The 13,802-nt window shown below is 40.4% G+C and carries 9 protein-coding genes; all 9 read right to left on the bottom strand.

Going from position 1 to position 13,802, the window contains the following annotated elements; genetic code table 11:
* Nucleotides 1-14: 14 nt before the first annotated feature.
* Complete coding sequence (locus tag ACYQ3L_RS03115; RefSeq protein WP_380001817.1) at nt 15-1,229, bottom strand: glycoside hydrolase family 88 protein; 1,215 nt, start codon at nt 1,227-1,229, stop codon at nt 15-17.
* Between the two features lie 81 nt (nt 1,230-1,310).
* A complete protein-coding gene (locus ACYQ3L_RS03110; protein ID WP_380001819.1) occupies nt 1,311-2,228 on the bottom strand; it encodes an alpha/beta hydrolase in 918 nt (305 codons plus the stop codon).
* A gap of 7 nt (nt 2,229-2,235) precedes the next feature.
* The gene (locus ACYQ3L_RS03105) at nt 2,236-3,324 is read right to left on the bottom strand and encodes an alginate lyase family protein (RefSeq protein ID WP_380001821.1); all 1,089 of its coding nucleotides are present in this window, start codon (nt 3,322-3,324) and stop codon (nt 2,236-2,238) included.
* A gap of 8 nt (nt 3,325-3,332) precedes the next feature.
* Nucleotides 3,333-5,168 (bottom strand): glycoside hydrolase family 97 protein, encoded by a 1,836-nt coding sequence (locus ACYQ3L_RS03100; protein WP_380001823.1) that lies wholly within the window; start codon nt 5,166-5,168, stop codon nt 3,333-3,335.
* A gap of 51 nt (nt 5,169-5,219) precedes the next feature.
* Entirely contained in the window at nt 5,220-6,602 is a 1,383-nt protein-coding gene (locus ACYQ3L_RS03095; protein WP_380001825.1) for an alpha-L-fucosidase, read from the bottom strand.
* A gap of 102 nt (nt 6,603-6,704) precedes the next feature.
* Nucleotides 6,705-7,991, bottom strand: coding sequence for an SGNH/GDSL hydrolase family protein (locus ACYQ3L_RS03090; protein WP_380001827.1), 1,287 nt, complete (start codon nt 7,989-7,991; stop codon nt 6,705-6,707).
* Between the two features lie 23 nt (nt 7,992-8,014).
* Nucleotides 8,015-9,784: a glycoside hydrolase family 3 protein gene (locus ACYQ3L_RS03085; protein WP_380001829.1), complete on the bottom strand. Its 1,770-nt coding sequence runs from the start codon at nt 9,782-9,784 to the stop codon at nt 8,015-8,017.
* Between the two features lie 50 nt (nt 9,785-9,834).
* A complete protein-coding gene (locus tag ACYQ3L_RS03080; protein ID WP_380001831.1) occupies nt 9,835-12,006 on the bottom strand; it encodes a right-handed parallel beta-helix repeat-containing protein in 2,172 nt (723 codons plus the stop codon).
* A 26-nt stretch (nt 12,007-12,032) separates the two neighbouring features.
* Nucleotides 12,033-13,793 (bottom strand): RagB/SusD family nutrient uptake outer membrane protein, encoded by a 1,761-nt coding sequence (locus ACYQ3L_RS03075; protein ID WP_380001833.1) that lies wholly within the window; start codon nt 13,791-13,793, stop codon nt 12,033-12,035.
* Between the last annotated feature and the right edge of the window lie 9 nt (nt 13,794-13,802).

Here is a 13,802-nt window from a genome sequence, read left to right as displayed (position 1 = left end):
CTTTAATTGCTTACTCAAAATAATGAGACACCGCTGATTAACTTACGATAGCGGATCATAGCCTCCAAATAATAATAGTCGGCATAGGACAAAGGTACATCCACTTCAATATTATCGGGCATAGATCCAACACTATGCCTCAGAAGGAAGTTTTTATTCGATGCATCTTGTGCCAGATATGCTGGTGATGATAATGACTCTATCTGAATTTTTGCTATCTCTAGGTATTTTTTTGCTTCAGCTTCGGGAACATATTGGCTCAATTCTATGAGGGCTGAGCTGATGATTGCTCCTGCCGACGCATCCCTTTCTGTATTTGGTATCTTGGTGTCATCAAAGTCCCAATATGGAACTTTGTCTTCTGGCAGGCGGGGATGATTCAATATAAATCCAGCTATTTTCTGAGCCTGACGGAGATATACAGGGTCTTTTGTTTCACGGTAGCATAATACATACCCGTATAAAGCCCATGCCTGGCCTCGAGACCAAGCTGATTCATCTGCAAATCCTTGGCGGGTTTTGCGGGCAACCACATCTCCTGTTTTGGGGTCATAAAAAACTACGTGATAACAGCTGGCATCATCGCGAAAATGATTTTTCAACGTGGTATTTGCATGTGTAATAGCGACTTCCCTAAACTTGTTATTCCCTGTAAGCTTGGAGGCTTCAAATAGCAATTCGAGGTTCATCATATTGTCAATAATCACAGGATAAATCCCTTCTCCCCTGTCCCACGACTTTATACATCCTGTTACCGGATTAAATCGTACACACAGGGCCTCTGCGGCTTTTTCTATTTTAGTCCTGTAACCGGTATCGCCGGTCAATCGATATCCGTTGCCATAGCTACAATAAATGATAAACCCTATATCATGTGTATTGGTCGTATATTGCATGCCTTCGAGACGATCGGAATAAAGGCGTGCATACTTCTTTATCTCATCATTTTTTGAATATTCGTACAGGTACCATAATGTTCCTGGAAAAAATCCGCATGTCCATGAGGTTGTATCACATAGTACCAGATCTCCTTTTTTATCAAGTGTGACCGGAAATTTACCCGGCTTATCCTTTACACTTTTCGCCATCTTTATTTCCTGCTTTACTGCAAAATCAAGGGTCTTATCAATGTTTGACAAAAAGGCCTTTGATCCCGTTTGGGATTGTGCACATACAGTGATAAAGCCTGTTATCCATAAAAGTATTGTAATGCGCATATTTGATCTCATAATTGTTTATATTTAAATCTGATTAATGATAAAATGCTAATAATGATATTTTTATATAGTCCTGCATATTGAATAATTACCTTATGGATTAATTATTCCTATTTCGATCAACCAATTTTCTGCCAATTCGGGCCAGAGCCGGGTAGTACCCGGATTTTTCCTGACCCGTATACTATGGCCTCCTTCAGGGAATACATGTAAGGTAGAGCCTTTGATATTCTGTTTCATCAGACTGGTGTAATATAGCATACTGTTTATTGGCGATACCGTTTCGTCATTTTCTGCATGTATGATAAAGGATGATGGAGTTTGGGGATTGACATGTAATTGGCATGAGAGCTCTTCTGCAATTTTTTGAGGGGCCTCCTTCCCCAGGAGCGTGTTACGACTGGGAACATGTGTGGCTTCCAACATGGAAATAACAGGAGAAACTAAAATAGCAAAGGCCGGTGTAAAGCTTTTATTATCGATAGTATCGACCGGATTATACCAATATTTGCTTATGGTCGAGAGACAAGCTGCAATATGTCCTCCGGCAGAAGCTCCCATCACACCAACTTTTGACTCATCATACCTCCATTCCTTGGCTTTAGAACGTATCAATCTCATCGCTCTTTGTGCATCCTGCAATGGAGCTTTATAAGACTCAATTACATCCGGTGAATGTGGCAGCCTGTATTTCAGAACATAGGCAGTAATACCTATACTATTGAACCATTTGGCCAGCTGAAAGCCGGTAGCATACGAAAGAACAGAATATCCGCCCGAAGGCAGTATTAATACGGCAGCACCTTTATTTTCGGCATTTGACGGCCTGAATACGTAAACACCGGGAACCGACACCTGATAAATCAGCTCGTCATTCATCTTGTCTTTTACAGCCACACCTCTGCTATTAGGCATATGACCGGCCGGCCAGAGTTGGGTAAACTCTTGCGTACTAGCAGTATTAACGGCCAATAGCCATACCAAAAAGATTAAAATTGGATATTGCTTCATACTTATATTACTTATGCTTGAATATTGGTTTTGGTGAAACAAATTCCGGCCTGAGAGGCATTAAGCCTGTAAAAGTCCATGCATGATGATGATAGGCATGTATTGTTGGCCTTCTCGATAAAGCAAATTCCAAATAGTTTTTATCATTATATATTCCACTCATTGCCTGCATCAGATTTTCGGGCCAATGTTCTCCCTCTCCATTTCTGGGATTGGAAAACCAAGGCCATTCGTCAGGTTGTTCTGTATAGTATAGCAGGTAATCCAAAGCTTTTTTTATCAATCGCCCTTCTTTATCCACAAACAGGTTATCTCCTGTAAGATTGTAAACAACCCAACACGAAGCAGTGATAGGGGCCAATGAAAAGTAGGTATACCATATCCCGTTTTTTTCCCGCTTTACCTCTTCTGTCATACTACCGTCAGTTGCGATTTTATGATCAATATCCGATCTTATCAGCTGTATATTGGTCTGTACTTCATTCTTGTCCCTGAGGAATGAGGCCGATAGCAGAGAACCAAAACGCCCCCAGTCAGCCCAGTTATTTGGTTTGGTGCGGATTGCATCCGTAGCCTTCCGATAAACATTTACTACCCAATTCTCAAACTGTTCTTTTTCTTTTTTCTTCCAGATACCTGAATCATGCATCAGCTCGGCAGCAATTAATAGTGCCGATCCGTTATAGGCCATTACTAATTCCCCATCGTATTCGGAATATTTCTTGTTAACTGAAGCCCAGGCATTCAGAAAGTAGCATGCCTTTTCGCCATACTTACGATTGCCCGACAGGCGATATGACAGGGCACAGGCATACGCTGCAAAAGCATCACCGGATAATGCCATAGAACTGGCCCTGTGCCCCTGAGCATTGAAATAAAAACCCGGAACAGAAAAATCTTCAACAGCACGATGCGATACTCCCAAAAGAGAATCTACTGTATGTATCAATTGCAGATATGTATCAAAACAGGGTCCTGCTTTCTGCTTTATCTGCGATTTTACATAACGAATCTGGGCATCCGGATGCATTGAACTTTGATGTGCCATACATACAGCGGAGCATAAGATAAGTATTGACAATAATATTTTCTTCATCGCTATTACTAATTTTTCAGTCTCATCACATATCCGCCACCAGGCTGCAACTGCATGGAGACAAAGTCTCCTTTACTGACTTCCTTTTCTTCGTAAATAAAGGAATCAGGAGTATCGTTCTTATTATCTGAAAGGATAAATGCAGTAGCATCACCCGCTAAGAAGTCGAGTGAAAATGAAATATCCGACGTTTCTTTACCATTCATTACACCAATCCACCACTCAGTACCCTTTCTTTTGGCAAAAGCAACAACCTTACCAATATCTGAACACGGCAAAACAATTGTTTCATCCCATACTACAGGTATATCCCTCAGCATGTCTTCTGCCGGATTACCCAAATAATTCCGGTAGTTATCCGCAAAGTGTGTTAATGGAGAGTAATAAACTATAACCTGAGCCAATTCGTGTGCCCATGTGTATCCTCTGAGTTCTCTCCTGTCAAATATAACAGGCGTATAATCGGCAGGGCCTATAAGAAATCTGGTAAACGGAATAATTACATCCTGATCCTGGGGCATCAACCTGTCGTAGCGGGTAATCTGATATTCATTACCACGTACAGCTTCGCGCGTCATTTCGTGAGGCCACGTCCTTTGTAATCCGGAGGGTTTTACACAACCATGGAATACACACATTAACTGCAGTTTATAGGTTTCCTCACGTGCAGCTTCGTACCATTGCATGATTTCCGGTGTTCCGGAAGGAATAAAATCTATCTTAATACCTTTTGCTCCAACCTCTTTTACTTTAGTCAGATATTTTCGAATACCCTCTCTGTCCCGCATCTCTTCAGAGTTGACCCATACTATGCTTTTTACTCCAACTGAGTCGCCATAGCTAATAACCTCTTTCAGGCATTGCCACTGATCTTTACCCGGCTGTTTCCAATCCCGCCAGCCATCATCGACCAGATAGTATTCCCATGTGAGCCGGGCAGCGGCATCATACCATTGTTTCTGATCTGCGAATTGAGGAGCTCCTACACTCCACCATTGCCACAATACACGCCCCGGGTTAGCCCAACTAAAATCAGTGCCGGAAAGAGGAGGCTTGCATAAGTTAGTAATTAGGTCGCTATTGGCTAACTGAGTGAGGTCGTCAGCTAAAATAACCGATCTCCAAGGTGATATAATGGTATCTTTCCGGCTTTCCCATCCATCCGGATTGGTTGTGAAATTCGCTTTGATCCGTCCATTTCGTTTTATCCAGCTCATGTCCGGAAAATCGAGACCTTCCGCTTCACTGAAAGCAAGGTAGTTCACACCGGTATATACAGTGACTGGGGCCGCAATCGCATGATTATCCGGAATGTCTCCAAATTTAGATTCTTTATGCAATTCTTCGTTACTATCTGCATAATCTGCCCAGAAACATTGAACTGAATCCGGTAAATAAAAAGTTGTATTATCACTGTTTATTATTTTGCCTTTTGCATTGGGTATAATATATCTTACAGCTATACCATCATCATACGCTCTTATAAGCAATTGATAATTCAGTTTTTGATATTTCAGTGGGATTGATATTTCTTTACAGTGATTGACCGCCTTGCTATGATTTCCATGCAGCGGATATTCTTCATTGATAGTTTTTTCTCTTACTTTATCAGCAAGGGAAGCCTCTGTCCCAATATCGACACTATCGATAAGCAACCCTAACGAACAATCCGTCAGCACTGTATTCCCGTTTTTAGATACGGATAACTTCACCCGATTGCCGGAAAGATCGACCGTTGCTACTACTTTTTCTCCAGGGCTTTTAACGGATATAATACTATTATCCCTGCACGCAACCGATATTAGTAGCACCAACAGAATAAAGAGAATATGATTCGTTCTCATATTTTTGGTTTTATATAATATTTCATTTATCCTTTATCTATAAATTATAATTTATTTGGCTCCGCCCGCTATCTTCAATACCCAGGCATATTTACTGAGGCTATGAGAAGGAGAAACTTGCGGGAAATTAATTGTGATCGTATTTTCTGAAACCTTATAATTGATTTTTCCTTTGAATCCTAACATCGAAACTGTATTTGCTTTGGTTACGCCCTGCACCTTGATCGGCTGATTCTGCCATTGGGTAGCAATAACATACAGATCATCTCCTTTGGCGGTAAAAAAGATATTTTCCCCTTTTTTTTCTTTAATTGTATTTTTCCATGCACGGGTACCATAGATAGCCTCTCCATTTATGGAAAGCCAATCGCCTATATCCTTCAATCGCTGCTGCATAATAACAGGGATTCGTCCATCTGCTGTTGGCCCTATATTGAGTAACAGGTTACCTCCCATAGAGACTTTATCGATCAGAATACGGATCAATGATTCGGATGACTCATAATCTTCCAGATTTTCGTTACGATTATAACCGAAAGAGCCTCCGATACCCCGGCACTCTTCCCAAGGATGCCCGAATTTTACGCGATCAGCAGCCAGATCTCCAACCAGATCATACTCTGTGGTGTAGAATCCGCCGTGTTTACCTCGTGTTTCCTTTCCCCATCTATCGTTTACTACCACTGTTTCTTTCACAGGAGATTCATTGTATAACCAGGCTAAAAAATCAGGACTCTTCCACTGATCACTTGTTTGTTCCCATTCTCCGTCTGTCCACAATATTTCAGGACGATAGCGGTCTACCAAATCTTTCATTTGAGGGATCATGTGATCTGAAACATATTTCGGCAGATCTTTTTTATAGAGGGGATTGTACCATTCGTATAGTGAGTAGTAAAATCCCATATGCAAACCTGCCTGTTTCACGGCTTGAGTAAGATCTCCTGCTAAGTCGCGATGAGGACCTGCTTCTACAGAATTCCAATTCCAGGCCTGTTCGGATGGCCATAAGGTGAAACCATCATGATGCTTGGATGTTAGGACAATATATTTTGCTCCCGATTGCTTAAAAATTTCAGCCCACTTGGCCGGATCGAACATCTCCGCTTTAAAGTCACTCACAAAGTCGGTATAACTTGTTTTAGCTCCATATACAGAATTGTGAAACTCCGTAAACGCGGGGAAAGGTTTGTCCTTAGGATTTTGCCGGGCCCAATACCATTCCGAGTATTTTTCATATACAGGACCTTTTGTTGGCGCCCATGCCGGAACTGAATATAATCCCCAATGAATAAAAATTCCAAATTTAGCATCCGAAAACCATTCAGGAACAGGTCTGCTATCGATCGATTCCCAGGTTGGCTTATATACCTGAGCATATCCGCAATGTAAACTAAACGATAAAATCAAAGAAATAAAAAATGTTTTTTTCATAAGTAAAAGTTTATAAATCAGATTTGAGCTTTACACCTTTCGTTAACTTTCCCAAATCAATTAATATAAATATTTCAATAAATGCAAATGATTATATACTGCTCATTCCCGTATGGATAGACAGATACCATCAATCAGAATTTTACCTGCATACCAGTTATATTCTTTATATTCATCAGGATCTTTCATGCTACGATTGAGCCTTGATAGAATCAGGCTTTTATCAAACGAACCGGGCAATACCCGTATAGTGATATCGTGCGTAGTATCTTCTAATTGGTCGATAATGAAATAATGTTTGCGCCAATAGGTACAATATGCATCAAAACGCATTATCGTGTCAACAACAGTTCCGTCTATCATCACCTCGACCTTGCCGGATCCGGGGCCGATAACATCAAATACGCCAAATGATGTGCCTTTGAACCGAAAATTTAATTTGGAACCGAGAGTAGCCTTCCCTATTTTCTCTAAGTGTTTTGTAAATTCTGAGAAAAGTGGATTATCTTTTACAGGCAGTACCTCCCACCCTTCCCCTAAATGTAACTGAGAGATATCTACCATCCGGGTGTTGACAAAGCATTCCGGATCGATTGGGAAAGGTAACATATGCGGCCGGCTCTGTTGTGCCGAACTCTGTATCATTTTTTTTAATGAGCGTGTTAATACCTCGTGATAAATCATTTGTCCCGTTTCCGGATATGGATGTACGCCATCAGGACTAAATACTTTAATTCCAGCTATTTCTTTGGACTTTCCCTTAAAAACAAGGCGCTTGTTATGGATCTGATAGCATACCTCGTTTCCGTAATTAACAGAAGGTATCGCATATCTGTCGGCTATTTGCTCCATTAGTTCAACCGATTCTGGTAAATTTCCAGCTATTTCCTTAGCCAAATAATCTTCCATAATAGTATATATAAAGCATATGTCCGTTGTTGGATCTTTCTTCCATATCTGCCTGACTATCCCTTCCATTGAACGAATTATCCTTCCTGGAGAAACTCCGTTATCATTTACGCAGAATTCTACAAAAACCAGATCAGGACTGAACTTTAAGACCTGATCTTCTAAACGGTAGGCCCCAAGATCAGAACCTGTCCCTCCTATGGCTGCATTGATCTCAATGAATTCTGTTTTTGAAAAAAGTTGTTTAAACCATTCAAGCGAATAAATCCTCCAACCATTTTGTTCTGTAATACTTCCTCCCAAATATGCAATTCTGAGGGAATTACTCTTATTGGCTTTTGACATGAAATTTGGCAATCCTCCCCTGATCTGTAATTCCCTGGATACAAAATCCGGACTGTCTGCTGTCTGTGCATATACCGTAACAGACAATCCGGCTAAAATAATACCAGCAACGAAATAGTTTATTACTCTCTTCATCCTAACCAAACTTCTTTAATAAATCAGTATAACTTAAATTTACTTTGTATATCCAGATTAACAGGGGAGATCCCTTTCATTTCAATCTCTCCGGTCAGGGCCTTTATCAAGGCTGTATGCATTACCGTCGTATTTGAATATGCATTGATACAGGTATTGACCCGTTCAAAATATTCATTAATAGAGTAAGGACTTCCCAATGATATGACAATAAGTTTGTCTTTGGGCATCGCGTTAATTCCCCAGACGGTTTGAGCTTCATCATCCCAAAACTCCAGCGGGCCGAATGGCGCATGCATATGGCGATCTATCAGGAACAGTATGCGATCGTAGCGGGTGGTTACCGATTCTGTCCAATCCTGTGTCTCATATAGAATATTATGTTGGAAATCAACTTCAAATCCTTTCTGACGAAGTGAATCACTAAATGATCTCATTCTTGTAAGTGATGAGTCCCCTCCTTTCCGGCTAATAGGTGTAACTCCTACAACCAGGATTTTTTTATCTTTCGATTTGTCCAAAGGAAGTACATTGTTTTTGTCACGGATCAAAGTAATTGCCCGTTCACAAATTTTATCAGAAACAGATCGAGCTAATGTCTTTTCTTCAGGTGTCATTGGCTGTATTAGTTTTATATCTTTCTCCAGCAAGCCTAACCCTTTTTTGAAGTTCCATACTCTGCTAACTGCGTCATTTAGTCTTTCTTCGGGTATTTCTTTTCTCAGAATGCGGGCTTCGAGCGTATCCATAAATTCATAAGATGGCCATAATAGTACATCGACACCTGCCAGAAAACTCTGTACCTCTCCCTCGAGAAGATTGTCATACCACCCGCGGAAACCACCCATTACCATTGCATCAGAGACTACTACACCCTTAAATCCCATTTCATTTTTTAGTAAACCGGTCAGCAATTCTTTCGATAAAGTTGCAGGCAAATAATGCCCGTTTTTCTTTTCTTTCTGATATCCGGGCAATGTGATATGCCCGGGCATTATAGATTTGACTCCCCCATCTATCAGCGCTTTAAAAACTTTTCCATGATGCTCTTTCCATACATCATATGGTAACGAATTGCACGTAGTCAGTAAATGCTGATCACGATAATCGACTCCGTCGCCCGGAAAATGTTTGATTGTTGCAGCTACCCCATTGTCTTGCAATCCTTTGATTTGCTGGCTCAACAAGCGGATCGCCTTATCCGGATCGTCAGAAATGCTTCGGGTATTTGTAACCGGATTAAAAGGATTTATATTAAGGTCGGCAACAGGATGTAATACCCATTTTATTCCGACTGACTTACTTTCCTGTGCAACTGTTTTTCCGTACTGATAAGCCAATTCGGTTGAGTTTGCAGCGCCAAGAGCCATTTCGTTCGGGAAAGATGTCATTCCAGGTAATGTTACGCCGCTTTCATAATCTTCCTGAAAAATCAGAGGCAATTTACTGGCCTGTTGATATTCGCCACATGCTTTTTTTATATGATCCAGATATTGATCGCGTTGTACGCCATCCCATAACTTCCAACCCATGAAAAATCCGGATACAGGATACCTTTCAAAATAGGCAGCTAATGAACCATTTCCGAGTTCCAGCTCTTTTTGCCGATCGGGAAGCATCAACATCAATTGCCCAATCTTTTGCCGCAAAGTCAATGATCTCCAGGTTGTGTCGGATAATGACAATTCTACTTTCTGATTGAAAGGGATAGGTTCACCACCGGTAGATTTCTTTTTGCAGCTAAAAACCAATAAACTAACAATTATTAATACAATAAGTGATAAATGCTTCATGTAATAATCAGTTTTTAAATACCCTCTGAACAGATGGGTATAATAATATTTTATTTTTTCTTTATGCGACCTATCTTATTAAATGGAATCGCCTTAAACTCCGGAAGTTTTTTAAAAACAACAGAATTGCTCTTTAGTGAAAAATCTAAATTTTCCTCGCTGGCGAAACCAATATTCTGATCTGTAATCAAATTTTGATCTAGGACAGGCCCCCATTCTTTTTCTCCACTATGAATCAGCTTCATCCGTACAAAAACATTATTTTGAATGGCATTATGCTTTGGAGTGGCAGGGCTGTCTTCGAAATAATGTATCATCTCAGGATATGCTTTGGCAAAAGGTTCTTTTTGATAATTCACGGCATTCAGCCTTATTTCGAATATACCATTAGGCAACAGGCAGTTTTTAGCCCAGCTTTCGAGCCTATTGTCCAGATGTATTGCCATTTCAGAATCAATAAAAATATTGTTCTCAACTTTATTATATTGACCTCCCCCTATAAGAACGTTTCGTGTGCCGGCTTTATAAAATACATTACCGTATAACTGTGTTCCACAAGCACCGTCATCGAAGTATACGCCCATGGTAATTCCTATATTTCCTATATTCTTTAAGAAATTGTAGCGAATAATGGTTCCTAATTCCGATGGGTCACGCCCTAAATAGACAGCTCCCTGGTCGTCCATAAATTTACAGGCTCCATCTATGACATTATACTCTATTATATGGTCATTTCCATGAATGTATATAGCTGTTGCCTGACAGGTATTGAACTGGCAGTGTTGAATTTTGTTTCCGACTCCGTCCATATTGACAGGGGATTTATAAGAATAATCCAAACGCCCGCAATTCGTAAATTCACAATTATAAACATAATTTCCAGCTTTTTCCAATGCCAAGCGATTACCACCCCCTATACTAACACCTCCACAACCTGTATTTTCGATCAGACAATTTATTATACCATTATTCTTTCCTCCATCCCGGTCGAAAGTAGTGTTCTCATATAAATAATCATAGAGGCTGCCAAGACCTCCCGAAAGCTTCTCCTTGGGTAAGAACGGGGTTGCTTCATCCGGATGGCAATAGATTGTTGCAGGTTTACTTCCTTTTCCGATAGAAACGGCCACAATCCCCATATTCCTGATAGTACAGTTCTCAATTTTATTCGACTCGGTATTTTCCATATATATCCCTATACCGCGTCCTGCTTCAAAAGAAATATCTTTAAATTCAATATAACTGGCATCCTTCAAGGTAATCAAAGGATCTTCCAACAGAGAGACTATTATTGTATCAGTAGATTTCACCTCCGTAAAAGGGTAAAAAAACAACAGCCCTTTTTCATGCTCGATATAGTATTCCCCCGGATCATCCAGCTCTTCCATGAGGTTGAAATAGTAATATTGATTCCACTCATTCTCTCCCGAAATACCAAACATATGAGCATCCGCAAATTTTACTTCTCCTGTATCAGAGTCAATATCCTCTACCCTGAGTTGGTCGGTGGCCCAGGCATATTTATAATTGCCACAGGTAAAAATATCAGAGGCCTTACTCCAAAGAACAGTCCTGTCTTTATCAAAACGAATTGTCCCTGGATAAAAATCCTTATCAATCATGCCTGCATCTATCACATCTTCAGGCTTTATCCGTATCATGGTTTTATTTGGATATCGTGCCAGATGAAAAGGGTGACCATTGATAAACAACTCCATTGCAGGATTGACATACGATCTGCGAAACCCTGTTATTCGAGTCTGTCCATAATCACAAAGGCCTAAAGCCTTGAGATCGATCACTCTTATCTTGCTAAGGGCAGTTTGATCGATAAACCTTTCTTTTTGAGAATAATCAGTGACAGGTTTTATCACTTTAGGGGAGATCTTTCGACCTCCCGTTATTATTACCCTTTCTTTCGCATAGGATTTATAGGAGATATTACAAGTTTCAGAGCCTGAATCTTCTTTTGTCAGTTCAAAACTTTCAGTCAGTTCATAAGTACCTCCTCTTATCCATACTATTATTTTCCCAGCCTTACCCTTCTCTTTGTATGCACGCACTGCCTTCTTCGCTTCACTCAAAGATATGAATGGCTTTTGTATAGTCCCTGTATTCCCGGGTTTACCCCCATTAGAGGAGATGTAGAACTCTTTTATAGGATTGGCTACGACAGGCTGTCCGGCAAAGAGAAAAGAAATAGCGATTAAAATAAATCTCATAAGTAAATGATTTAAATGGATAATAACTAGTTAATCCATCCGTCATTCTGTTTCAAATTGGGATTTATTTGGACCTCCGAAGCCGGTACTGGCCACGAATAAATATAATCTCCCTTGAATGAATAAGGGCTAACTATACCTCCCCACACTTGTTTACTCCCATTTCCCTCATAGAATGTGCGTTCTTTCCATATTTTCCAGCGTAGCTGGTCGAAATAATTGATACCTTCACCTGCAAATTCGATACTTCGTTCGTTTTGAATACGTACCCTCAAATCGGCTTGTCCGCTTACTGTAGTTGCTATATTAGAGTTTAAGAGCGCAACACCAGCTCTTTGGCGGACTTCATTTACTTTGTCTATGGCTTCGGTCAATAGACCTTGTTCATTCAATGCTTCGCCCCACAAAAGCAGTACATCCGCATAACGGATTACAGGCATATCTATCGGACCGTAATCCCGGCTTATGATACCTGTTACACCTTCGATCACAAATTTGCGATACAGATAGTAAAAATAGTTTTGAGTATCGGTTTGTAAGTCTCCATTAATTAATGCCTGAGCCCTATATGGCCATCTCATAGTCGCAATAGCTACTGTTGCGGTATTATTGTATGCTCCTACAAATGTAGAGTAAGGGGTTATTACGGTTGCAGCCAAACGCGGATCTCTGTTTTCATAAGCTTTTAATATCCGTGCCTCATTACCTGTTGGTAAATATAAACTCATTTTAGCTCCTCTTAATGCCGCAGCACTTTGTTCAGCAGCAGTCAGATTATCTCTAAGGAAAAAGACCTCCCTTTCGGCAACAGTTAAACTTGAATATTCGGGAATAATATTACCCCAGTTGAATTTAGAGCCATCCTTATTTTCATACAGATCGACCAGGTCAGGGGTTGGCATGTAATAATTCCAATCGGAGGTAAAGGCTGAACGGCTACCATAATACAGCTGAACTGATCCCCCGTAATTTTGCTGACCTATATTTTGAATTGTAAATATCATCTCAGCACATTGTTCATTTGCAGCTGTAAAAAGCGTTTTATAGTCTGAGAAAAGAGAATATCCACAATCCTTTACTTTACCAAAGTCTTTTGCAGCAAGATCCCATTTTTGCTGATACATATATACTTTTCCCCGTAATGCATAAGCCGCACCTTTTGTAATATGCCCATAGTCAGCTGATCCGGCTGCATATTTATCCGGCAGATTTACTTCACTTATGCAGTCGGTCAGGTCTGCTACAACCTGATTCCAGACTTCGTCTTCCGAAGACCTGGCCTTTGTAGCTTCATCAGCGACAAACGGCTCCAGATAAATTGGTACGCCCTTGTATAATTGATTTAACCGGTAATAGAAATATGCTCTGAAAAACTTACATTCGGCAACATACCTTGCTTTCTTTGTTTCAATAGATGGTGATTTTAGAGGGATATTTTTAATCCCATCATTAGCACGTTGAACTCCTTCGTAAAAATTCTGCCACATGCTGGAAAATAACGCATCGCTGGGAGTTATAGTTCCTCTTAGCAATGGTTCGTCAAATCGGCACTGTCCGGTAAATCCGAACCTGTCGGTTTCGTACAGTTCGTATGGAGAAGTAGTGCTACTGCTACCATTACCAAGTCTCAATGCGGCATAAACCCCGGAAATACCAAGATCGGTCAGATTATCGGTTGTCCACATGGTTTCGGATGATATAGCCGAATAAGGTGATGTATCGAGTAAATCGCTGGTACACCCTGTCATCAAAATTATTGAACTTAAAAATATAAATATTTGTTTCATGTCCTTATT

The organism is Dysgonomonas termitidis (assembly GCF_054657735.1).
The sequence above is the reverse complement of the archived record's forward strand: the minus strand, read 5'-3'. Positions and strand labels throughout refer to the sequence as shown.

Excerpts from the sequence above, each read along its gene's own strand:
- ACYQ3L_RS03115 (WP_380001817.1), bottom strand. The coding sequence starts at position 1,229 with ATGAGATCAAATATGCGCATTACAATACTTTTATGGATAACAGGCTTT.
- ACYQ3L_RS03110 (WP_380001819.1), bottom strand. The coding sequence starts at position 2,228 with ATGAAGCAATATCCAATTTTAATCTTTTTGGTATGGCTATTGGCCGTT.
- ACYQ3L_RS03105 (WP_380001821.1), bottom strand. The coding sequence starts at position 3,324 with ATGAAGAAAATATTATTGTCAATACTTATCTTATGCTCCGCTGTATGT.
- ACYQ3L_RS03100 (WP_380001823.1), bottom strand. The coding sequence starts at position 5,168 with ATGAGAACGAATCATATTCTCTTTATTCTGTTGGTGCTACTAATATCG.
- ACYQ3L_RS03095 (WP_380001825.1), bottom strand. The coding sequence starts at position 6,602 with ATGAAAAAAACATTTTTTATTTCTTTGATTTTATCGTTTAGTTTACAT.
- ACYQ3L_RS03090 (WP_380001827.1), bottom strand. The coding sequence starts at position 7,991 with ATGAAGAGAGTAATAAACTATTTCGTTGCTGGTATTATTTTAGCCGGA.
- ACYQ3L_RS03085 (WP_380001829.1), bottom strand. The coding sequence starts at position 9,784 with ATGAAGCATTTATCACTTATTGTATTAATAATTGTTAGTTTATTGGTT.
- ACYQ3L_RS03080 (WP_380001831.1), bottom strand. The coding sequence starts at position 12,006 with ATGAGATTTATTTTAATCGCTATTTCTTTTCTCTTTGCCGGACAGCCT.
- ACYQ3L_RS03075 (WP_380001833.1), bottom strand. The coding sequence starts at position 13,793 with ATGAAACAAATATTTATATTTTTAAGTTCAATAATTTTGATGACAGGG.